19 protein-coding genes are annotated in these 20804 nt (G+C 67.2%); 11 read left to right on the top strand and 8 right to left on the bottom strand.

Translation table 11 applies throughout. The annotated features are described in order from the left end of the window. Positions 1 to 168: 168 nt before the first annotated feature. Positions 169 to 453 (bottom strand): hypothetical protein, encoded by a 285-nt coding sequence (locus ABDC25_RS09555; protein ID WP_021200443.1) that lies wholly within the window; start codon positions 451 to 453, stop codon positions 169 to 171. A gap of 530 nt (positions 454 to 983) precedes the next feature. On the opposite strand from ABDC25_RS09555, the gene smc reads away from it, so the two are divergent. From smc to ABDC25_RS09540, 3 genes are read left to right on the top strand one after another with little or no spacing between them, the layout of a single operon-like run. After that, positions 984 to 4526, top strand: a complete 3543-nt coding sequence (smc, locus tag ABDC25_RS09550) for a chromosome segregation protein SMC (RefSeq protein WP_347122739.1) — start codon at positions 984 to 986, stop codon at positions 4524 to 4526. Positions 4527 to 4583: 57 nt separating this feature from the next. Beyond that, entirely contained in the window at positions 4584 to 5456 is an 873-nt protein-coding gene (ftsY, locus tag ABDC25_RS09545) for a signal recognition particle-docking protein FtsY (protein WP_167254230.1), read from the top strand. Between the two features lie 44 nt (positions 5457 to 5500). Next, positions 5501 to 6001 carry a DUF2004 domain-containing protein gene (locus ABDC25_RS09540; protein ID WP_017830742.1) on the top strand — a complete coding sequence of 167 codons (501 nt, stop codon included), beginning with the start codon at positions 5501 to 5503 and terminating at the stop codon, positions 5999 to 6001. 35 nt (positions 6002 to 6036) lie between these two features. Here ABDC25_RS09540 and lipA read toward each other — a convergent pair whose 3' ends face one another. Next, complete coding sequence (gene lipA / locus ABDC25_RS09535) at positions 6037 to 7026, bottom strand: lipoyl synthase (RefSeq protein ID WP_167254228.1); 990 nt, start codon at positions 7024 to 7026, stop codon at positions 6037 to 6039. Beyond that, on the bottom strand, positions 7023 to 7676 hold the full coding sequence (gene lipB, locus ABDC25_RS09530) for a lipoyl(octanoyl) transferase LipB (protein ID WP_021200449.1): 654 nt from the start codon (positions 7674 to 7676) through the stop codon (positions 7023 to 7025). The genes lipA and lipB overlap by 4 nt, the downstream gene beginning before the upstream one ends. A gap of 98 nt (positions 7677 to 7774) precedes the next feature. On the opposite strand from lipB, the gene ABDC25_RS09525 reads away from it, so the two are divergent. Then, positions 7775 to 8359, top strand: coding sequence for a TetR/AcrR family transcriptional regulator (locus ABDC25_RS09525; protein WP_029259099.1), 585 nt, complete (start codon positions 7775 to 7777; stop codon positions 8357 to 8359). 52 nt (positions 8360 to 8411) lie between these two features. Further along, entirely contained in the window at positions 8412 to 9971 is a 1560-nt protein-coding gene (ffh, locus tag ABDC25_RS09520; protein ID WP_021200451.1) for a signal recognition particle protein, read from the top strand. 6 nt (positions 9972 to 9977) lie between these two features. Here the strand turns inward: ffh and ABDC25_RS09515 are convergent, their stop codons facing one another. Continuing rightward, a complete protein-coding gene (locus tag ABDC25_RS09515; protein ID WP_347122735.1) occupies positions 9978 to 10895 on the bottom strand; it encodes an EamA family transporter in 918 nt (305 codons plus the stop codon). A 78-nt stretch (positions 10896 to 10973) separates the two neighbouring features. On the opposite strand from ABDC25_RS09515, the gene ABDC25_RS09510 reads away from it, so the two are divergent. Together ABDC25_RS09510 and ABDC25_RS09505 are read left to right on the top strand one after the other, a co-directional pair. Further along, a complete protein-coding gene (locus tag ABDC25_RS09510; protein ID WP_347122733.1) occupies positions 10974 to 11855 on the top strand; it encodes a LysR family transcriptional regulator in 882 nt (293 codons plus the stop codon). Positions 11856 to 11962: 107 nt separating this feature from the next. Beyond that, positions 11963 to 12880, top strand: a complete 918-nt coding sequence (locus tag ABDC25_RS09505) for a hypothetical protein (protein ID WP_347122731.1) — start codon at positions 11963 to 11965, stop codon at positions 12878 to 12880. Positions 12881 to 12960: 80 nt separating this feature from the next. Here the strand turns inward: ABDC25_RS09505 and glpK are convergent, their stop codons facing one another. The 3 genes from glpK to ABDC25_RS09490 all read right to left on the bottom strand — a co-directional run bounded on the left by glpK (position 12961) and on the right by ABDC25_RS09490 (position 17056). Beyond that, the gene (glpK, locus tag ABDC25_RS09500) at positions 12961 to 14475 is read right to left on the bottom strand and encodes a glycerol kinase GlpK (RefSeq protein WP_021200455.1); all 1515 of its coding nucleotides are present in this window, start codon (positions 14473 to 14475) and stop codon (positions 12961 to 12963) included. Positions 14476 to 14501: 26 nt separating this feature from the next. Then, positions 14502 to 15254: an MIP/aquaporin family protein gene (locus ABDC25_RS09495; RefSeq protein ID WP_347122728.1), complete on the bottom strand. Its 753-nt coding sequence runs from the start codon at positions 15252 to 15254 to the stop codon at positions 14502 to 14504. Between the two features lie 92 nt (positions 15255 to 15346). Next, entirely contained in the window at positions 15347 to 17056 is a 1710-nt protein-coding gene (locus ABDC25_RS09490; RefSeq protein ID WP_021200457.1) for a glycerol-3-phosphate dehydrogenase/oxidase, read from the bottom strand. Between the two features lie 103 nt (positions 17057 to 17159). Here ABDC25_RS09490 and ABDC25_RS09485 point away from each other — a divergent pair, with 103 nt between their 5' ends. Beyond that, positions 17160 to 18131: a sugar-binding domain-containing protein gene (locus ABDC25_RS09485; protein WP_021200458.1), complete on the top strand. Its 972-nt coding sequence runs from the start codon at positions 17160 to 17162 to the stop codon at positions 18129 to 18131. A gap of 18 nt (positions 18132 to 18149) precedes the next feature. Here the strand turns inward: ABDC25_RS09485 and ABDC25_RS09480 are convergent, their stop codons facing one another. Then, entirely contained in the window at positions 18150 to 19301 is a 1152-nt protein-coding gene (locus tag ABDC25_RS09480; RefSeq protein ID WP_347122726.1) for a glutamate--cysteine ligase, read from the bottom strand. A 210-nt stretch (positions 19302 to 19511) separates the two neighbouring features. On the opposite strand from ABDC25_RS09480, the gene rpsP reads away from it, so the two are divergent. From rpsP to rimM, 3 genes are read left to right on the top strand one after another with little or no spacing between them, the layout of a single operon-like run. Beyond that, positions 19512 to 19946 carry a 30S ribosomal protein S16 gene (gene rpsP, locus ABDC25_RS09475; protein WP_021200460.1) on the top strand — a complete coding sequence of 145 codons (435 nt, stop codon included), beginning with the start codon at positions 19512 to 19514 and terminating at the stop codon, positions 19944 to 19946. A gap of 6 nt (positions 19947 to 19952) precedes the next feature. Then, positions 19953 to 20183, top strand: coding sequence for an RNA-binding protein (locus ABDC25_RS09470; RefSeq protein ID WP_017830729.1), 231 nt, complete (start codon positions 19953 to 19955; stop codon positions 20181 to 20183). Further along, on the top strand, positions 20167 to 20793 hold the full coding sequence (gene rimM / locus ABDC25_RS09465; protein WP_347122723.1) for a ribosome maturation factor RimM: 627 nt from the start codon (positions 20167 to 20169) through the stop codon (positions 20791 to 20793). Before ABDC25_RS09470 ends, rimM begins: the two co-directional genes overlap by 17 nt. The last annotated feature ends 11 nt before the right edge of the window (positions 20794 to 20804 follow it).

The following is a 20804-nucleotide window of genomic DNA, read 5'->3' as shown; positions in this document are numbered from 1 at the left end:
TTTCTTTCGTGCAGGTGCTCAGGGTGATGATCGAGGCCGGGCGTCTACGGGATTCGACGTTCGCGCCACGAGGAGACGGAACCTCTGTGCGCGCCCGCCCGCGGACTACACGGGCGGGCGCACTCAGAGGGGGACGGTGCTGCGGAGGGCGACCGCTGAATCGCGGCGTCAACGCATTCCGCGCTGCATGTCATACGTCAGCAGTGCGTACGATTCCGCTGCCGAACGATGACGCTGCTCACCGAGCAGGAACATGTCTGCCGGATCGATGCGCAGGCCGCGACGCGGACGTCGGGGGCGCTGCGCCCTCTGGAAGAGCCAGAGGCCGATCCGGAGGGAGAGACGATCGGCGAGCGACAAGCGGCGCAGTTCGTCGGGGCGGGGGATCTGGAGGACCTCGCGGTCCTCGGTATCGGGCGGGTGGATGTCGCTGCGATGCAACGTGGTGTTCACGATGGTCCTTCGAAAGGGATGGTGGTGATGGATGCGGAAGCACCGCGCGCCGACAGCGGAGCGGTCGGGAACGATGCGGAGGAAGCGTGGGTCGGCGGATGCCACGGAGCGTGGACGCCATACGCGGAGAGGAAGTCGTGATCTGCGGTGCAGATCAGCAGACGGGGCGCGGAAGAGCCGGCCGGAGAGTGCCCACTACGGGCCCGAGATCTCGGGGTGCGGTTCTACGAGAGAGCGCTGATGCGGACGCCGGCGGTTACCGAGAACGCAAAGCGCGGCGCAAAATGCGCGGGCGCGGCGAGGCCAGTGGCCTGTGCGTTGAGCTGAGTCGTAATCATCGGTAACCTCCTTTCGTGTGGCGATCCGGAGGACACGGTAGCGAATCCGCGCGGCGGACGTCAAGCACCTGCGGTTCTCCTCGGCGTGTCGCGCGGTTCCCGAGTTCTCCCACCGTCCGCGCGGGATGAGGCTCCAGGCCCGGAATTCCGGTAGCGTAGCCGCGTGATTCTCCCCGGACGAGCGGCGCCCCCATGCATCTGAAGAGCCTGACGCTCAAAGGGTTCAAGTCGTTCGCGCAGCCGACCAGCTTCGTGTTCGAACCCGGCGTCACCTGCATCGTCGGACCGAACGGCTCGGGCAAGTCGAACGTCGTGGACGCGCTGGCCTGGGTGATGGGTGAGCAGGGTGCGAAGACACTGCGCGGCGGCAAGATGGAAGACGTCATCTTCGCGGGTACCTCGACGCGCGGCCCGCTCGGTCGTGCTGAGGTGCAGCTCACGATCGACAATGCCGACGGTGCCCTGCCGATCGAGTACGCGGAAGTGACGATCAGCCGCACGCTGTTCCGCAACGGCTCCAGCGAGTACGCGATCAACGGCGAGGGATGCCGACTCCTCGACGTGCAGGAGCTGCTGAGCGATTCCGGACTGGGCCGGGAGATGCACGTCATCGTCGGTCAGGGGCGCCTCGACACGGTTCTGCAGGCGTCGCCCGAGGATCGTCGAGGGTTCATCGAGGAAGCCGCGGGAATCCTCAAGCACCGCCGCCGCAAGGAGAAGACCCTCCGCAAACTCGACGCGATGGAGACCAACCTCACTCGGTTGAGCGATCTCGCCGGAGAGATCCGCCGGCAGCTCAAGCCGTTGGGGCGTCAGGCAGAGATCGCCCGCGAGGCGCAGACGATCGCCGCCGTCGTGCGCGACGCGAAAGCCCGTATCTTCGCCGACGACGTGGTCGCACTTCGCGCCGCGCTCGCGGACCACACACGCACCGAGCAGGAGCGTCACACCGAGCGTCTGGTGCTCTCGGATCAAGCCGAGACGGTGCGCGCGAACATCGCGCGGCTCGAACAGGATCAGAACTCGGTCGCGGTCGATCAGGCGCGCAGCGTGGCGTTCGGGCTCGAGCAGGTTCAGGAGCGGATGCGCGGGCTCTACACCCTGGCGAATCAGCGTCTCGCTCTCCTCGGCACCGACGATGACGACGCCGCGGTCACTGCCGTCACCGTGACACAGGCCACGATCGACGAGGCGAAGGACGAGATCGAAGCGGTCTCCGCCGGGCTCGGGGATGCTCAGGACGCCGCGGCGGCTGCCAGCCGTGAGGTGGTGCACGCCAGAGCGGAACTCGACACGCTCGACGTCGATATCGCCGAGCAGAGCGCCCTGGTCTCCGAGTACGACATGCGCCTCTCCGCCTTACGCGGGACCGCAGATGCCGCAGCCTCAGCCCTCGCCGCAGTGCGTGGCGCCGTTCTCCGCCAGGAGAACGCGCTCGAGGCCGCAAACGCACGCAGGCGCGAAGCCGCCGAGGCACTCGACGCGATCGACGACGCGGAAGCTCCTGAGGGCACGGCCGTCGAACATGCCGCTGCGTACGACAGTGCGCAACGGGCAGCGACCGCCGCGGAATCGGAGCGTGAGACCCTGCGCGAACGTCTGCACTCGGCAGAGCGCGAGGTCGATGCGCTCACGGCCAAGGCTTCGGCGCTGAGCAGTGCTCTGGCGTTGTCCGGTGGGGCGGCGGAGATCGTCGAAGCGGGCGGAAAGGGTGTGCGGGGGCTCGTCGGAGACGCTGTGCAGGTCCGAACGGGTTTCGAGGCGGCCATCGCCGCGGTCCTCGGTCCGCTCGCGGAGGGCGTGTTGATCGACTCCGTGGACGACGCCTTCGCGTCGGCGAAGGAAGCGGCGGAGCAACGCAGGGGAGTGGTGGACTTCGTCATCGCGAATGCGGTCCGTGGCGACGGCGTGACTCCGACGATCGCCGGAGTCACGCCCGCCGTCGATACCGTGACAGCGCCCGACGGCATCCTCGGCGTGCTCTCGCATGTCCTGATCGCGGACGACCTGGATTCGGCGCGATCGGCGCGGACAGCGCTCGATGTCGCGGGTGACACGGCGACGACGATCGTCACGGTGGCCGGTGACGTCCTCACCGCGCATACCCTGCGCACCGGTTCCGGCGGAGAGCGATCCCGTCTGGAACTCGCCGCCGAGCGGGATGCCGCTGCCGAACGTCTCGCGGAGATCCAGATCGTGGTCGACTCGCTTCGTGAGGCCCGCCGCGACGCCGAGGAGGCTGTCGAGACGACCAGGCGTCACGCGAAGGACGCCCTGCGCGCACTCCGTGAACACGATGCTGCTCTCGCCACGCACGCCGAGCAGCTCAACCGGGTCACGGTGCGCCATGAGTCCGCCGTCGCCGAGTGCGAACGCCTCGAGACCGGGTTGGCACAGGCGCAATCCGCCGTCGCCGAGGCCGAGGCGAAGGCCGAAGCAGCGAAGACGGCGCTGGACGATGCCATCGCGACGCCGAGGCCGGTGCTCGACGCTTCCGCGCGCGACAGCCTGCTCGAGGCGCTCGAGGTCGCTCGCGAGGGTGAAGTGCGGGCGCGGCTCGAGATCGAGACGCTGCGTGAGCGTGTGCGTGCAGCGCAGTCCAGGGTGGTGTCTCTGGAGCGCCAGCGTGAGCATGAACGCGATGCGGCGGCGGAGGCGGCACGGCGAGCAGTCATCCGTCGCGCGCAGCGCGAGGCGGCCTCGGGGGTGGTCGAGGAGCTGCCGCGCATCCTCGACTCGCTGGATCGATCGGTGACGGAGGCGCGTCTCGCCCTGGCCGAGGCCGAGACCGCGCGCTCGGCGCAGAATCAGGAACTGGTCAGCTTGCGCGCGCAGGAGAGTTCCCTGCGAGAGCGCCTCGCCGGGCTCACCGAGAGCGTGCACGGACTCGAGCTGCAGATCCACGAGAAGAAGCTGCATCTGAACAGCCTGCTCGAGCGCGTCTCCTCCGAGCTCGCTCTGGAAGAAGATATTCTCATTGCAGAATATGGTCCTGAACAGCTTGTTCCGCGGGATCCCGGTGCAGAACCCGCCGAAGCAGGGCACGACGACGACACGGCGATTCCGTTCGACCGCCGGATTCAGCAACGCCGACTCGCGGAGGCGGAGCGCAAGCTCGCACAGCTCGGCCGTGTCAACCCGCTGGCGCTCGAGGAGTTCGCCGCGCTGGAGCAGCGGCACGCCTTCCTCACCGAGCAGCTGGCAGACCTGACCCAGACGCGCCAGGACCTCCTGACGATCATCACCGATCTCGATGAGCGGATGCAGACGATCTTCGCGAGTGCTTTCGAGGACACCAAGGAGGCATTCGGTCAGGTGTTCCCGCTGCTGTTCCCCGGTGGAACCGGCAGCATCTCCCTGACGGATCCCGACAACATGCTGACGACAGGCATCGAAGTGTCCGTCCGCCCTGTGGGGAAGAAGATCGAGCGACTGTCGTTGCTCTCGGGAGGCGAACGATCCCTGGCGGCCGTGGCGCTGCTCGTCGCGATCTTCAAGGCGCGCCCGAGTCCTTTCTACATCCTGGACGAGGTCGAGGCGGCGCTCGACGATGCGAACCTCGGGCGATTGCTGACGGTGTTCGAACAGCTGCGGGAGAGTTCTCAGCTGCTGGTGATCACGCACCAGAAGCGCACGATGGAGATCGCCGATGCCCTCTACGGCGTCTCGATGCGGCAGGACGGCGTCTCCGCTGTCGTGGGTCAGCGTGTCGGCGACCGGGCGGCGGCGGTTTAGGGGCGCGTACGGGCTTGCGCGCGGAGCATCCACTCGCACAACCCGTAGGCTGGAGTGATGGCGGAGAAGTCCTGGTCTCTTGGTCGCGCACTGCGCGGCATGTTCGTCAAGCCCACCATCGATGAGACGACCTGGGAGGACCTGGAGACCGCTCTCCTGACGGCCGACTTCGGCCCGGACATCAGCGAACGCGTCGTGGATGAGCTGCGTGCGAAGGTCGAGCGGTACCGCACCACCGACCCCAAGGATCTCCAGCGGATGCTGCGGGAGACGTTGGAGGAGCACTTCGCGAAGTTCGACACGACGCTGAAGCTCACCGAGCGTCCAGCTGTCGTCCTCGTCGTGGGCGTCAACGGCGTCGGGAAGACGACGACCATCGGCAAGTTCACGAAGTTCCTCCGTGGCTATCAGCGCAGTGTCGTGGTCGGCGCGGCCGACACCTTCCGCGCGGCCGCGGTCGACCAGCTCGCCACCTGGGCGCAGCGCGGTGGAGCCGCGATCGTGCGGCCTCAGCAGGAAGGTCAGGATCCGGCATCCGTCGCGTTCCAGACGGTCGAGTATGCCAAGCGCGAGGGCATCGAGATCGCCATCATCGACACGGCCGGGCGTCTGCACACCAAGGGCGGCCTCATGGACGAGCTCTCGAAGGTCCGGCGCGTGATCGAGAAGCAGGCGCCGATCAGCGAGGTGCTGCTCGTGCTGGACGCCACCACGGGCCAGAACGGTGTCATGCAGGCCGAGGCCTTCCTCGAGCACGCTGGCGTCACCGGACTCGTCCTCACCAAGCTCGACGGGTCGGCCAAGGGCGGGTTCGTGCTGGCGGTGCAGGAGCGCACCGGTATCCCGGTGAAGCTGCTCGGACAGGGCGAGGGGATCGACGATCTGACCGGTTTCACCCCCCATGTGTTCGTCCAGTCGTTGGTCGGTTGATGACGGGACTACCGCAGTGAGCACGAGGCTGGTTTCATAGCGTTATGGCGATCGAACACGACTACTTCGGACTCCTGTCCTCAGGCCCGGACGGCTCGATCTTCTGGTCGGAGACCGTGGAGCTCGGCGACCAGAGTGTCACCGTCGATCTGACCGCTCCGGATCAGGACGACGTTTCCGCGGATGCGCTCGACATCGCCGCCTCGCTCATCGCAGGCCTCGAGAGCGTCGACGACACCGCCCGGCGTGGCATGCTCGCCGAAGTCGATGACCGCACGAGCGAGGTGACCGAGTACATCCTCCAGCAGCAGGAGACGTACGGCGACGATCTGCCGGATGTCCTCGTCGATGTCTCGGGCGACGCCGCCGTCGACATCATCCGATCGCTCCGGTTGATGAGCATGACGATCCTCGCCGATGAGCACGGAGGCTCCGAACCGTTCGCGGTGCTCGAGTATGCGCTCGACGACAGCTCGACGGACGACGTGCTGCTCGTGAATCTCGGCTCGGACGGCAGCGTTCAGTCCGTCATGAGCGCGGACTGATCCGCTGCCCGAACGGGGGCCGGGCAGCACTCAGGTCAGACGGCCTGCGCGAAACCGAGATCTGCGCTCTCGGCGATATGCGCGAGGTGTGCGGGGATCTCGCGTCCCTTCGACGTCATGGACTGCGCCCACAGTCGACCGGCCCGATACGACGACCGCACGAGGGGACCCGCCAGAACACCGAGGAAACCGATGCGCTCGGCTTCCTCCTTGAACTCGACGAACTCGGCCGGCTTCACCCAGCGTGAGACCGGGTGGTGGCGGGGTGTCGGTCGCAGGTACTGCGTGATCGTGATGATGTCGCAGCCGGCGTCGTGCAGATCGTTGAGCGCCTGCACCACCTCTTCGGGTTCCTCACCCATCCCGAGGATGAGGTTGGACTTCGTGATCAGTCCGGCGTCCCGGGCCTGGGTCAGGACGTCGAGCGATCGCTCGTAGCGGAACGCCGGCCGGATGCGCTTGAAGATGCGGGGCACCGTCTCGACATTGTGCGCGAACACCTCGGGGCGCGCGTCGAAGATCTGCCCCAGGAACGCCGGATCGGCGTTGTGCTCGTTGGCGAGCAGCTCCACACCGGTGTTCGGGTTCAGCTCATGGATCTTGCGCACCGTCTCGGCGTTGAGCCAGGCGCCGGTGTCCGGGAGGTCGTCGCGGGCCACGCTCGTGACGGTGGCGTACCGGAGGTTCATCCGGACGACGCTCTCCGCAACCCGGCGTGGCTCGTCGGTGTCGTAGTCGGCGGGCTTGCCCGTGTCGATCTGGCAGAAGTCGCAGCGGCGGGTGCACTGGGAGCCACCGATGAGGAAGGTCGCCTCTCGGTCTTCCCAGCACTCGTAGATGTTCGGGCAGCCCGCCTCCTGGCAGACCGTGTGCAGGTCCTCGCTCTTCACGAGCGAATGCAGCGCCGTGTACTCCGGGCCCATCTTCGCCTTCGTCTTGATCCACTCCGGCTTGCGCTCGATCGGTGTCTCGGCGTTGCGGATCTCGAGGCGGAGGAGCTTGCGACCCTCGGGGGCGGCGGTCATGCGAAGGCTCCTGTCAGTTCGGTGGTCGTGTACTCGGCGAGGAAGGCGCGGGTGACGGCGTCGACGAGGTCGAGGGGCGGGACGGCGGACCCCACCACCTCGCTCACCGTAGTGACGCCGGCATCGGTGATGCCGCACGGGATGATGCCGCGGAAGCCGGCCAGCGAGTTGTCGCAGTTGATGGCGAAGCCGTGCATCGTGACCCCCTGCTGCACGCGCACTCCGATCGCCGCCACCTTGTCCTCCGAGAGTGGCCGGCGTACCCAGACCCCGCTGCGGCCCTCGACCTGATAGCCGTCGACGCCGAAGGGGCGCAGTACGTCGATCAGGAGGCGCTCCAGACGGCGCACGTGCGCGACGACATCGATCGGCTCGGGGAGTCGCACGATCGGATAGCCCACGAGCTGCCCCGGCCCGTGCCAGGTGATCTTCCCGCCCCTATCGACGTCGATCACGGGGGTGCCGTCCTGTGGCCGCTCCTGGGGTTCCGTGCGCTTGCCCGCGGTGTAGACGGCCTCGTGCTCGAGGAGGATCAGCGTGTCGGGACGGGTGCCGTCGACGACATCGGCGTGGACGCGACGCTGAAGCTCCCACCCGTCGATGTACGGCACGAACGTCGGAGCGAACCCGGGCGTGAGGATCTCGAGCATCACAGAACCGCCTTCATTGCGTAAATGGACTGAGGACAACAATACCCCTCGGCGAGAGGGGCGGCGCTCTCGACCCGACCCCGCGATAACGTGAGGACATGAGTTCCACTGGCAGAGCCGGGCGACCCAAGGCGTCGTCGCGGGAGACCCTCGCAGAAGCAGCATGCGAGCTCTTCCTGGAGCGCGGATACGACGCGACATCTGTGGCGGACATCACGCAGCGCGCTGGCGTCAGCCGGTCCAGCTTCTTCAACTACTTCGCGTCCAAGAGCGACGTGCTGTGGTCGGGCGTCGACGAACGGATCGGACAGGCCATCGCCTCGCTGGAACAGCTCGGCAGGGCGGCGACGGGTGACGCGGTTCACGACATACTGCTGTCGATCGTGCACGATTTCGCACCGGACCCCCTTGCCTTGGCGCTGCGCAATGCCGCAGCGATGGGGGTGGAGGGCGAGCTCATCCGTGACACCGGGCTCCGCCTCGCCCGTCTGTCCGCGGCGGTGTCACGCGCGGCGTCCGCCTCGGGAGTCGACGTCATCCGTGCCGACATCCTCGGGGCGGCACACGCGGCCGCCGTGCTCTCCTCACTGCGCGTGTGGGCGGAACAGGGAGCCGGACGGGGGACGCCGGAGACGGTCCTGAGGGAAGCCCTGGGAACGATCCACGACCTTCCCTGGTCCTGACTCCCGCGCGGGGCTGAACGACCGGCCTCGGCTCGCGTAGAATCGGAGCACCATGGCTACATTTGGCACGCTCTCCGATCGGCTCACCGAGACCTTCCGCAATCTGCGCACGAAGGGAAAGCTGACCGCGGCCGACGTCGACGGCACCGTCCGCGAGATCCGACGCGCCCTGCTCGATGCCGACGTCGCGCTCGTCGTCGTCAAGGAGTTCACCGCGAAGGTCCGCGAACGCGCACTCGGCGATGAGGTCAACAAGGCGCTGAACCCCGCGCAGCAGGTCGTCCAGATCGTCAATGAAGAGCTCGTGCAGATCCTCGGCGGAGAGCAGCGCCGTCTGCAGTTCGCGAAGACGGCACCGACGGTGATCATGCTCGCCGGCCTGCAGGGCTCCGGTAAGACCACCTTCGCCGGCAAGCTCGCGAAGCAGCTCGAGGGCGAAGGGCACACGCCTCTGCTCGTCGCCGCCGACCTCCAGCGTCCGAACGCGGTCAACCAGCTTCAGGTCGTCGCGGAGCAGGCCGGTGCGTCGATCTACGCCCCCGAGCCTGGCAACGGCGTCGGAGATCCCGTGAAGGTCTCTCGAGACGGTGTCGACTACGCACGTCGTCAGCAGCACGATGTCGTGATCATCGACACCGCCGGCCGCCTCGGCGTGGACGCCGAGCTCATGAAGCAGGCGGCGGACATCCGCAAGGCTGTCAACCCCGACGAGGTCCTGTTCGTCATCGACGCGATGATCGGTCAGGACGCCGTGAACACCGCCAAGGCGTTCCAGGACGGCGTCGACTTCACCGGAGTCGTGCTCTCCAAGCTCGACGGCGACGCCCGCGGTGGCGCCGCGCTCTCGGTGGCCTCCGTGACCGGCCGTCCGATCATCTTCGCCTCGACCGGTGAGCGACTCGAGGACCTCGAGCCCTTCCACCCCGACCGCATGGCGAGCCGCATCCTCGACCTCGGCGACATCCTCACCCTCATCGAGCAGGCCCAGCAGGCCTTCGATGAGGAAGAGGCCATGAAGATGGCCGAGAAGCTCGCGACCGAGGCCTTCACCCTCGAGGACTTCCTCGACCAGCTTCAGCAGATGAAGAAGATGGGCTCGATGAAGAAGATGCTCGGGATGCTCCCGGGCATGGGCCAGATGAAGCAGCAGCTCGACGACTTCGATGAGCGGGAGATCGACCGCACGGAGGCCATCATCCGCTCGATGACGCCGGGGGAGCGCCGCAACCCCAAGGTACTGAACGGATCGCGCCGTCTGCGCATCGCCAAGGGTTCCGGTATGACCGTCACCGACGTGAACCAGCTCGTGCAGCGCTTCGAGCAGGCCGCGAAGATGATGAAGACGGTGGCGCGCGGCGGCACCCCGAACATCCCCGGTATGGGGCCGGTGCCCGGGATGGGGCGTCCCGGCGCTTCTTCCAAGCGCGGCAAAAAGGGCAAGTCCTCCGGTGGATCGCGTTCAGGCAACCCGGCCAAGCGCGCGGCCGAGAACGCGGGGATCGCATCGTCAGCGACGCCGACCGGCTCCGGATTCGGTTTGGGCGGCGGGGCGGCTCAAGCTCCGAGCGAAGCCGACCTCGCCGAGATCCAGAAGCTCTTCGGCAAGGGCTGACTCCGCTCAGCGCGGCGCCGTGAGAGCATCCGCGGCCGTTGCATGCGGGGCGGGCGCGGCAGTGCGCCGATTGGGCCGCGAGGCCAGCTGCCCCAGCACGAGTGCGCCCAGAGTCAGGACGAGGCCGATGGCCTGGAGGGGGCTGAATCGCTCCCCGGCGACCACGACGCCGAGCGTCGTCGCGACGATGGGGGAGAGCAGCGCGAGGAGCCCCGGCGCGATGACCGGGAGCTGCTGGACGCCGCGGAACCAGAGCGTGTAGGCGACGATCCCGCCCGCCGTCCCGAGCCACAGATATCCGAGCACGGCGCTACCGTCGATGGTCTGGGGCACGCCTTCGACGATCAGTGTCAACGGCAGCAGCAGAAGCCCTCCCGCGCTGAGCTGCCACCCGGCGTAGGCGACGGGTCCGACGCCAACCGGCCGGCCCCATCGCTTCGTCAGGATCATCCCCGCTCCCGTCGCGGTGACGCCTCCGACAGCGGCGAGGATCCCCCCGAGATCCAGCTCGGCGGCGGGACCCAGGACCACCAGGGCCACTCCGCCAGCGCCGACGACGGCAGCGGCGGCGGCGAGCGGCCGGATCCGTTCTTGCAGCACGAGCGCTCCGAGGACGAGGACGATAAGCGGCTGCGCACCCGCGACCGCGGCTGCGACGCCGCCAGGGAGCCGCTCCGCGGCCAGGAACAGCAGCGGGAAGAAGGCGCCGATGTTGAGCGCTCCCAGGATGAACGACTTTCCCCACCACCCGCCGCGGGGGAGACACCCGCTGATGAGGACTGCCAGGAGCCCCGCGGGGAGGGAGCGGAGGAGCCCGGCGAACAGCGGGTGCCCGGGCGGGAGCAGTTCTGTCGTGACGAGGTAGGTCGTGCCCCATGCGATGGGGGCGAGGGCGGTCAGTAGCACCAGGGGCAGGCGGCTCATGCTTCCAGCCTGCGAGGACCAAAGTGATGAGTCCAACGCATGGTTGTCACCGCATACATGAACCGAGATCATGGAAGCATGGAACTTCAACAGCTCCGCTATGTCGTCGAAGTCGCCGAGACGCTGAGCTTCACCCGGGCCGCCGAACGGTGCTTCGTCACCCAATCGGCGTTGAGCCACCAGATCGCGTCACTCGAGCGTGAACTCGGCCGCCGACTGTTCGCACGGTCGAGTCGCCATGTGCGCGTGACGGAGTCAGGTCAGGCGTTCGTCGCACACGCGCGGCGCGCGCTTCGGTCAGCAGACCAGGCGAAGGAGGACGCCGCCGCCGTCGACGGCGTCGTGGAAGGCACGCTGCGAATCGGCGTCATCCCGACGGTGACCGCCATCGACCTCCCCGCGGTGCTCGTCGCCTACCGTGGGGCCTACCCGCTCGTCAGGGTGGAACTGCAGGTAGGGAACAGCGATGTCCTCGCCCGCAGGCTCCGAAACGACGAGCTCGACATCGCGCTGCTCGGACTGCGAGAGGGTGTCGATCCAGAGGGGGTGGAGTCGCGTGTCCTCTCTCGGGATCCCCTCGTCGCCGTCTTCCCTCGCGGGCACGAACTCGCGGATGCGGAGAGCATCGCGCTCGACGATGTCGCGGGGATGACGTTCGCGGACTTCCCCGCGGCGACCTCCGGTCGTGCGCAGAGCGACGGGGCGTTCGCTGCTGCGGGCCTGACGCGTGACGTCGCCTTCGAGGCCGACTCCGCGACCCTCATCCTGGGACTCGTCGAGGCAGGGCTGGCAGTGACCCTGCTGGCGCCGGGCACCGTCGATCGCTCCGGTTTCGACGTGGCCACGGTGGAAGTGCGCGGCGGCCCTGTGCGTCTCGAATACCTCGCCTGGGACGCTGCCGCGCCACGGAACGTCGCACGCGCGTTCATCGCCGTGACCGAAGTCGCGCACTCGGCGTGACCACCTCCCGGCGGAATCGACCGTCGGCCAGCCTGCGTTAGTCTGAGTCCGTTTGAGTCCGCGCCGAAGAAGTCCTTCGGCCGGTGATCGCCGGGGGAGAATACCGCATGGGGTTCCTGAATTTCGGTGAGAAGTCGAACGCAGCACAGCCTGATGCGGATCTCGAAGACCTCACGGTCCCGCAGGCCACCCTGCTGCGCACTCTGTTCGCGGAGAAGTGGCCTACGACAGCAGGGGCGATCACCGTGCACGGCGACTACGCCGAGGGGGACTCCGGCGCGCAGTACGGGCTGTACAACCTCGCGCGCGCCGTGAAGCTCGAACCGGAGTCGAACTGGCCGGAGGCTGTCGAGCGTCACATCTCCGGTCTGCTGAGCCGTCAGGCCGCCCCTCGCGACGAAGATCTCTCCGATCATCAGGTCCTGTCCCTCGTGAAAGCACGTCTCATCCCGTCGTCGTATCTCCCGGAGAGCCACCGTGCGGCGTACACGTACCGGCGCACGATCGTGAGCGGCCTCGAAGCGATCCTCATGCTCGATCACCCCGAGACCACGACCGCCGTCCCTGACGCGATCGTCGGCCGGTTCGATGCCGGACAGCTGTGGGCCACGGCCCTCGCGGCAGTTTCGGCGGAGCCGATCGAAGAGGTGCACACCGTCGACGTCGGCAACGGCGCGTTCCAGGCGATCGTGTCGGACTCCATGTTCACCGCGAGCCGGGTGCTCGACTTCCCGGCCCTCCTGGCCGCAGCCGGTATCTCATCGGCTCCGCACGGCGTCCTGTTCGCCGTGCCCTCACGTCATCATGTCGCGTTCCATGTGATCACCGGACCGGAGGCGATCTATGTCGTGCAGGACATGCACGGATTCGCTCAGCAGATGTTCGGACAGGGCGTCGGCGAGATCGCGACGGATGTCTTCTACTGGAGCGACTCCGGCTACGAGCAGGTGACGTCGAGCGACGAGAGCGGACGCGTCTCGGTCGACGGTACCGGCGCCTTCTTCGCGTCGATCAACGGGTTCTGACGGTTCAGCGGGCCGCTGCCGCGGAGACGACGAAGCGGGTCCGGAGTTGGACTCCGGACCCGCTTCGCTGTCACGTCAGATCACTTCACGTCGTCGTCGACCCAGTCCATCGACTTGGTGATCGCCTTGCGCCACAGGCGCAGCTGGCGGTCGCGCTCGGCCTCCTCCATGGAGGGTTCCCAGCGCTTGTCCTCCTGCCAGTTGGCAGAGAGGTCGTCGAGACCGTTCCAGAATCCGACCGCGAGTCCGGCCGCGTAGGCCGCACCGAGCGCCGTGGTCTCCGCGACCACCGGGCGAACGACCGGCACGCCGAGGACGTCTGCCTGGAACTGCATGAGCGCATCATTCGCCACCATGCCGCCGTCGACCTTGAGCTCGGTGAGATCCACGCCGGCGTCCGCGTTCACGGCATCCAGCACGTCACGCGTCTGGAAGGCCACCGCTTCGAGAGCTGCGCGAGCGATGTGGTTCTTGTTCGCGTACCGGGTGAGTCCGACGATCGCGCCTCGGGCATCGGGACGCCAGTACGGAGCGAACAGACCGGAGAACGCCGGCACGATGTAGACCCCGCCGTTGTCCTCGACCTTGTCGGCCAGCTCCTCGACCTCGGGGGCCGAGGAGATGATGCCGAGCTGGTCGCGCAGCCACTGGATCAGCGATCCGGTGACGGCGATCGAGCCTTCGAGGGCGTAATGCGTGGGCTGGTCGCCCAGCTTGTAGCCGACGGTGGTGAGCAGCCCGTTCTTCGAGTGGACGATCTCCTCGCCCGTGTTGAAGATCAGGAAGCAGCCCGTTCCGTATGTGTTCTTGCTCTCGCCCTTCTGGAACGCCGCCTGACCGAACGTCGCCGCCTGCTGGTCGCCCAGGATGCCGGCGATCGGGGTCTCGCGAAGCAACGAGGAGTCCTCCGCCGCGCCGTAGACCTCCGAGGACGAGCGGATCTCCGGCATCATCGACCGCGGCACACCGAAGGCCTCGAGGATGTCGTCGCGCCATTCGAGCGTCTCGAGGTCCATGAACATCGTGCGCGAGGCGTTGGTCACGTCGGTGACGTGCACTCCACCGTCGACGCCACCGGTGAGGTTCCAGAGAACCCAGCTGTCGGTCGTGCCGAAGATCAGGTCGCCGGCTTCCGCCTTCTCACGGGCTCCATCGACGTTCTCCAGGATCCAGGCGATCTTGGTACCCGAGAAGTACGTGGCCAGGGGCAGACCGACGATCGGCTTGAACCGCTCGACGCCGCCGTCAGCAGCCAGTCGGTCCACGATCGCCTGGGTGCGCGTGTCCTGCCACACGATCGCGTTGTAGGCGGGCTTTCCCGTGGTCTTGTCCCAGACCACCGCGGTTTCGCGCTGGTTGGTGATGCCCACTGCAGCGATGTCGTGGCGGGTGAGGTCGGCGCGGCTCAGAGCCAGGCCGATGACCTCCTGGACGTTGCGCCAGATCTCGGAGGCGTCGTGCTCGACCCAGCCGGCCTTCGGCAGGATCTGCTCGTGCTCTTTCTGGCCCGTCGCGATGATGCTGCCCTTCTTGTCGAAGATGATCGCGCGGCTCGAAGTGGTTCCCTGGTCGATGGCGAGGATGTAGTCAGCCATTGTGTTCTCCTTTGAATTCAGGTCGTTCAGGCGAGGTGCAGCAGGACGGGCGCTGCAGCGGCGGCGATCGCACCACCGATGAGCGGACCGACCACCGGGACCCACGAGTAGGACCAGTCGCTGGAGCCCTTGCCCTTGATCGGGAGGATCGCGTGAGCGATACGCGGGCCGAGGTCACGCGCCGGGTTGATCGCGTAGCCGGTCGGGCCACCGAGGGAGGCGCCGATCGCGACCACGAGGAGTGCTACGGGGAGCGCGGTGAGCGGTCCGAGGCCGCCGGGGGTGCCGACCTCGATGTCGCCGTAGTCGGCGAACGCGAAGATCACGAACACGAGCACGAAGGTACCGATGATCTCGGTGACGAGGTTCCAGCCGTACGAGCGGATCGCGGGGCCGGTCGAGAACACGCCGAGCTTGTTGGCCGGGTCGGGCTCCTCATCGAAGTGCTGCTTGTATGCGAGCCACGTGACAACGGCACCGAGGATCGCTCCGACGAGTTCAGCGGCCGTGGCCGTCAGGAACATCACGAAGCTGATCTTGCCCGCGAGCAGCAGGCCGATGCCGACGGCCGGGTTGAGGATCGCACCGGAGTAGGCGGAGACGAGCACACCGGCGAAGACCGCGAGGCCCCATCCCCAGTTGACCATCAGGAAGCCGCCGCCGAAGCCCTTGTTCTTCGCGAGGGCCACGTTGGCGACGACACCACATCCGAGCAGCACGAGCATCGCTGTGCCGACCAGCTCGGAGAGGAAGTAGAGACCGAGATTCACATCAGCCATGTCTTCTTTGACCTTTCTTGTGTGTCGGGGCACCTCTGCCCCGACACGTTATGGGAGTTGCGCCGCGAGGAGGGCGGCAGTCCGAGACCCCGTCAGCCGCGGGTGCGGGACGGGATATCGAGTCCGTGTCGTTCGTTCAGCAGCTGGCGCGTCTGCTCGAGCTCGGCGTCGTGACGCGAGCGATCCCAGCCGAGCATCGGCGCGAGCGCGTCGGCGATCTCGTCGAGGACCTCGGCATCGGCGCCACCGGTGAACGCGATGCTGGTGCGACGCAGGACGACATCCTCGAGGCGCGCCACCATCTCGTTCTGCACCATCCACTCGAGTTCGCGCGTGGAGAGGGCGCCGCCGGCAAGCGGAGCGTCCGTTCCCTGCTCGACGTACTCCCAGACCTGGGCGGCCCGGGTGCCGTAGCGGGCGAGCAGCTGATCGGCGCGGGCACCGGCACCGGGAAGGTTCTCCTGGATCCAGATGCGCTTGGCCTTCTCGGTGCGCGGGAACTCCCGGCCGCCGCCGATCGCGCGTCCCGCGGTGGAGACGGTCCTGGTGCGGTCGATGAGGCCGAGCACGACGTCGGAGAGCGATTCGCCGAGCGCGCGGAACGTCGTCCACTTTCCGCCGACGAGGCTCACGAGGGGGACTGCGCCCTTCTCGTCGACTTCGATGCGATAGTCGCGGGAGACGAATCCGGGAGCGGTGTCCTCATGGCGCGGCAGCGGACGGATACCAGAGAACTTGTACACGATCTGGTCGCGTGCCACGGGGATCGTCGGGAAGACGTGGTGGATCAGGTCGAAGAAGTAGTCGACCTCCTCCTCGGTGCACACCGGCACCTCGCGCGGGTCGGCGTCGATGTCGGTGGTGCCGACCAGGACGCGTCCCTTGAGCGGGTAGATGAGTACGATGCGGCCGTCGGAGTGCTCGAAGAAGATCTCCCGCCCCCGCGTCGCCTCGAGCAGCTCTGGGTGATCCAGCACGATGTGCGAGCCCTTGGTGCCGCCCATGAAGCGGGTGTCCGTGCCCAGCGCGTCATTGGTGAGGTCGGTCCAGGGGCCGGAGGCATTAACGACCACGTCAGCCTGCACAGTGAACTCCGTGCCGCTCTCGCGGTCGCGGAGGACGACCTTGTCGCCGTCGCGGGCGATGGCCTCGACGTAGTTGAGAGCGTGCGCTCCCGGGTGCGCCGTGCGTCCGTCCTGCAGCACGTCGAGCGCGAGGCGCTCCGGGTCGTGCATCGAGGCGTCGTAGTACGTGGCGGTGTACTTGATCTTCGGGTCGAGCGAGGGAAGCTCGGCGAGAGACTTCTTGCGGCCGAGGAACCGATGGCGAGGCACCATCCCTCCGTCACGGGAGAAGGTGTCGTAGATCGTGAGGCCGACCTTGATCAGGAACGCGCCCCGTTCCTGGGGCTTTCCGCTCTTGTGCGTGAGGAAGCGCAGGGGAGCGGAGAGGATGCCCGAGAATGTCGAGTAGATCGGGATGGTCGTCTGCAGCGGCTTGACGTAGTGCGGGGCGATCTTGAGCAGGCCGTTGCGCTCCTCGACGGACTCGCGCACGAGCCGGAACTCACCGTTCTCGAGGTAGCGGATCCCGCCGTGGATCATGTGGCTCGATGCGGAGGATGCGCCGGAGGCGAAGTCCCCTCGCTCGACGAGCACGACATCGACGCCCTGCAGAGCCAGGTCGCGGAACGTGGAGATGCCGTTGATCCCCCCGCCGATGACGAGGACGCTGGTGCGTCCGGATTCACGGACGGCGCGAATCTCCGCGCGCTCCGCCGACGAGTGTGTCGAATCGATCATCGTCGACCCTCTCTTCCTTACTTGCCAACCAGCATCGACCTGTGTGACATCCCGCGCAAGCCCACTGCACATATGTGCAAGGATCGAGGGCGAGGAGGTCATCATGGCCGGTGCAAGCGCGGAATCCCGCGACAGCAAGCTGATCGCGGCGCTCACCGCCGCGCAGCTCTACTACATGCAGGACAAGACGATGGAAGTCATCGCGAAAGAGCTCGGCACCTCCCGGTCCTCGGTCTCGCGGCTGCTGAGCTTCGCGCGGGAGAGCGGCCTGGTCGACATCCGGATCAACTCCCCGCTCGAACGCCTCGGCATGCTCGAGCATCGGATTCGCGACAGGCATCGGGTGGCGGCGCACGTCGTGCCGATGCCGGAGATCCTCAGCGAGGTCGAACGTCTCGAGCGCGTTGCGCTCACCGCCGGACGGCTGCTGTCGCAGTTCGTCGACTCGAACATGGTGATCGGCGTCGCATGGGGCTCGACCATCAGTGCGGTGAGTCGCGGGCTCACGCAGAAGGAGACGCACAACACGACCTTCGTGCAGCTCAACGGGGCCGGGAACACGCAGACGACCGGCGTGGAGTACTCCAGTGACATCCTGCAACGGTTCGGCAGCGCCTTCGGTGCACAGGTACAGCAGTTCCCCGTTCCCGCGTTCTTCGATGACCCTGCCACCCGCGAGGCCATGTGGCGTGAGCGCAGCACTCGTCGTGTGCTCGATCTGCAGGCGAAGATGGACGTCGCCGTGTTCAGCCTCGGCTCGCCCGCCGCCGAGGTTCCGAGTCGGGTCTACGTCGGGGGCTATCTCGGACGCGATGACTATCGCAGCCTTCGGGAGGACCACGCCATCGGCGACGTCGCGACGGTGTTCTTCCGTTCCGACGGGTCCTGGCGCGACATCCGTGTGAATGCCAGAGCCACGGGTCCCGGCCTCGACCGTCTGCGTCGCGTCCCGCGTCGCGTGTGTGTCGTCTCGGGAATCCCGAAGCTGGTGAGTCTCCGCGCGGCCCTGGCCGCTGGCCTGATCACGGATGTCGTCCTGGACGAAGGGCTCGCGAGGCGCCTCGTCGAGGACTGAGCTCGCTGCCCTCGACCGCTAGGGCTCGTCGGTGGAGGACTCCGGCCCGGAGCGGAACTCGCGGATCAGGTGGTGCACCACCGCTGAGAGGTCGCCCCCCGCGGCATCCGCCACCGCGAGTTGTCGCGCGTAGCTTGCGCCTCCCTCCAGGATCGTGGCGATGCCGCCGAACTCGCGACCGCAGCCGAGCTCGACGGCTGTCGGGGTGAGGGCTTCGAGCGTCTCCGTCAGATGCTCGCGCACCGGGCGCTGCGTGCCGTCGGCGTCGACGATCACGCGGGCCTCCAGCCCGTAGCGCGCGGCGCGCCACTTGTTCTCGCGGTGGAACCAGGCGGGAAGCTCCGGAAGTGCCTTCCCCTCGTCGAGCTGTCGTGAGAAGTCCTCGACGAGCACCTGGACGAGCGCCGCGACCGATGCAAGTTCCGGCAGGGTGGAGAGCCCGTCGCACGCGCGGACCTCGATGGTGCCCCAGCGTGGAGCGGGACGGATATCCCAGCGCACCTCGGTCGCGTCGGCCATGACACCCGTGCGCACCATGTCATCGAGGTAGGACTCGTACTGCCACCAGTCGTGCAGCGGCCACGGCAGGCCGGCGGTGGGAAGCTGCTGGAACACGAGTGCGCGGTTGGAGGCATATCCGGTGCGTTCTCCCGCCCAGAACGGGCTCGACGCCGCCAGCGACTGCAGGTGCGGGAGGAACCCGGCGAGAGCGTTGATGATGGGGAAGACCTTGCGCTGGTCCTCGACGCCGATGTGCACGTGGATTCCCCAGATCATCATGTTGCGTCCCCACCACTGGGTGCGCTCGATCAGGGTGTGGTAGCGCGACTTGTCCGTCACCTGTTGGTCGTACCACTGCGCGAAGGGGTGGCTTCCGGCCGAGAGCAGCTCGACACCCGCGGGATCGGTCGCGGCCCGCACCGCGGTGATGGCGTTCGCGATGTCGTCGACCGCATGAGCCACGGAATCGCCGATACCGCTCGTGACCTCGATCGTGTTGGTGAGCAGTTCGCCGGTGACCGTATGACGCTCATCGGCGCTCTCGGCCTCGAGCGCGGCGAGAAGTTCGGGGGCGCGACCGACGAGGTCACCGCTCGCGGGGTCCGCGAGCATGATCTCCCATTCGAGGCCGACGGTGGACCGGGCGGATGAGGCGAACTCGAGCTTCACCCGCACAGTCTGGCACGCGAGGCATGCGACACGGCAACGGCGGTTTCGCCACGTTTCGCGCCTGGCGCGCGCATCTGGCAGAATAGAGGGCTGGACCACCTGCTCGACCCTCTATCCAGCAGGTGTCCACACTCATTTGAGCTTCCGCCGGGTGTGCACCCCACTCTCCAGGCGACCGGTTCGTTTCCTTCCACACAATTCAGGAGAATCGTGGCTGTCAAGATTCGTCTCAAGCGCCTGGGCAAGATCCGTGCGCCGTACTACCGCATCGTCGTCGCCGACTCGAAGACCAAGCGCGATGGTCGCGTGATCGAGGAGATCGGCAAGTACCACCCCACCGAGGAGCCCTCGTTCATCGAGGTCGACTCCGAGCGGGCGCAGTACTGGCTCTCCGTCGGCGCGCAGCCGACCGAGCAGGTCGCCGCCATCCTCAAGATCACGGGCGACTGGGGCAAGTTCAAGGGCGACAAGGACGCGAAGTCCACGCTCAAGGTCGCCGAGCCGAAGGTCCCCTTCGAGATCGACGCGTCCAAGAAGTCCGTCGTCAAGCCCAAGGTCGAGAAGAAGGCCGAGGCTCCCGCTGAGGAGGCTCCCGCCGCGGCCGACGCGGAGGCCGCTGAGGCTCCCGCAGCAGACGCAGAGTAATCCGTCGTGCTCGCCGCCGCGCTCGAACACATCGTCAAGGGGATCGTCGATCACCCGGAGGATGTTCGCATCAACGAATCCACGTCGCCGCGAGGCGACCTCCTCGAGGTGCGCGTGCACCCCGATGACCGTGGACGCGTGATCGGGCGCGGCGGCCGCACTGCGAAGGCCCTTCGCACCCTCGTCAGCGCACTCGCTGACGGGCGTCGGGTCCGCGTCGATGTCGCGGACGACTGACGTGGTGCCGAAGGACCGCAATCAGGGCAAGAACCAGCTGCGTGTCGGACGCCTCGTCAAGGCGCACGGACTCAAGGGTGGGCTCAAGCTCGAGCTGTACACGGACAACCCCGAGGGTCGTTTCACCCCCGGTGCCGGATTCACCTTGCAGGTGCCCGAGGCATCTCCGTGGCACGGCAAGCAGATCACGGTGCGCGAGTACCGCGTGATGAACGGCAATCCCGTCGTCTTCTTCGAAGACGTCGACGACCGTGACGCCGCCGACAGCCTCGTCAGGGCGATCCTGTGGATCGACCAGGACGCCGACGAGGTCGAGGACGACGCATGGTTCGACCATCAGCTCGTCGGACTCGATGTCGTCCGAGACGACACGGTCATCGGGCGGGTCATACGGGTTGAGCACTTCCCGGCACAGGATCTCCTCATCGTCAAGGCCGGCGAAGACGAGGTCATGGTTCCGTTCGTCGCCGCCATCGTCCCGACCGTCGATGTGCAGGAGGGCCGCGTCATCGTGACGCCGCCGCCGGGACTCTTCGAAGAGATCGAAGAGATCGCAGAGATCGCGGACGCCGAGCCGCAGGTCGCCCCGGACGCCGACGCGTCCGAGTGACCGCTGATACG

The sequence above is a fragment of the Microbacterium sp. SY138 genome (assembly GCF_039729145.1).
Lineage (GTDB): Bacteria > Actinomycetota > Actinomycetes > Actinomycetales > Microbacteriaceae > Microbacterium > Microbacterium maritypicum_A.
The sequence above is the reverse complement of the archived record's forward strand: the minus strand, read 5'-3'. Positions and strand labels throughout refer to the sequence as shown.

What these genes read in the sequence shown, in the direction of transcription:
- smc (WP_347122739.1), top strand. Translation starts at nt 984, where the DNA reads ATGCATCTGAAGAGCCTGACGCTCAAAGGGTTCAAGTCGTTCGCGCAG.
- ftsY (WP_167254230.1), top strand. Translation starts at nt 4,584, where the DNA reads ATGGCGGAGAAGTCCTGGTCTCTTGGTCGCGCACTGCGCGGCATGTTC.
- ABDC25_RS09540 (WP_017830742.1), top strand. Translation starts at nt 5,501, where the DNA reads ATGGCGATCGAACACGACTACTTCGGACTCCTGTCCTCAGGCCCGGAC.
- lipA (WP_167254228.1), bottom strand. Translation starts at nt 7,026, where the DNA reads ATGACCGCCGCCCCCGAGGGTCGCAAGCTCCTCCGCCTCGAGATCCGC.
- lipB (WP_021200449.1), bottom strand. Translation starts at nt 7,676, where the DNA reads ATGCTCGAGATCCTCACGCCCGGGTTCGCTCCGACGTTCGTGCCGTAC.
- ABDC25_RS09525 (WP_029259099.1), top strand. Translation starts at nt 7,775, where the DNA reads ATGAGTTCCACTGGCAGAGCCGGGCGACCCAAGGCGTCGTCGCGGGAG.
- ffh (WP_021200451.1), top strand. Translation starts at nt 8,412, where the DNA reads ATGGCTACATTTGGCACGCTCTCCGATCGGCTCACCGAGACCTTCCGC.
- ABDC25_RS09515 (WP_347122735.1), bottom strand. Translation starts at nt 10,895, where the DNA reads ATGAGCCGCCTGCCCCTGGTGCTACTGACCGCCCTCGCCCCCATCGCA.
- ABDC25_RS09510 (WP_347122733.1), top strand. Translation starts at nt 10,974, where the DNA reads ATGGAACTTCAACAGCTCCGCTATGTCGTCGAAGTCGCCGAGACGCTG.
- ABDC25_RS09505 (WP_347122731.1), top strand. Translation starts at nt 11,963, where the DNA reads ATGGGGTTCCTGAATTTCGGTGAGAAGTCGAACGCAGCACAGCCTGAT.
- glpK (WP_021200455.1), bottom strand. Translation starts at nt 14,475, where the DNA reads ATGGCTGACTACATCCTCGCCATCGACCAGGGAACCACTTCGAGCCGC.
- ABDC25_RS09495 (WP_347122728.1), bottom strand. Translation starts at nt 15,254, where the DNA reads ATGGCTGATGTGAATCTCGGTCTCTACTTCCTCTCCGAGCTGGTCGGC.
- ABDC25_RS09490 (WP_021200457.1), bottom strand. Translation starts at nt 17,056, where the DNA reads ATGATCGATTCGACACACTCGTCGGCGGAGCGCGCGGAGATTCGCGCC.
- ABDC25_RS09485 (WP_021200458.1), top strand. Translation starts at nt 17,160, where the DNA reads ATGGCCGGTGCAAGCGCGGAATCCCGCGACAGCAAGCTGATCGCGGCG.
- rimM (WP_347122723.1), top strand. Translation starts at nt 20,167, where the DNA reads ATGTCGCGGACGACTGACGTGGTGCCGAAGGACCGCAATCAGGGCAAG.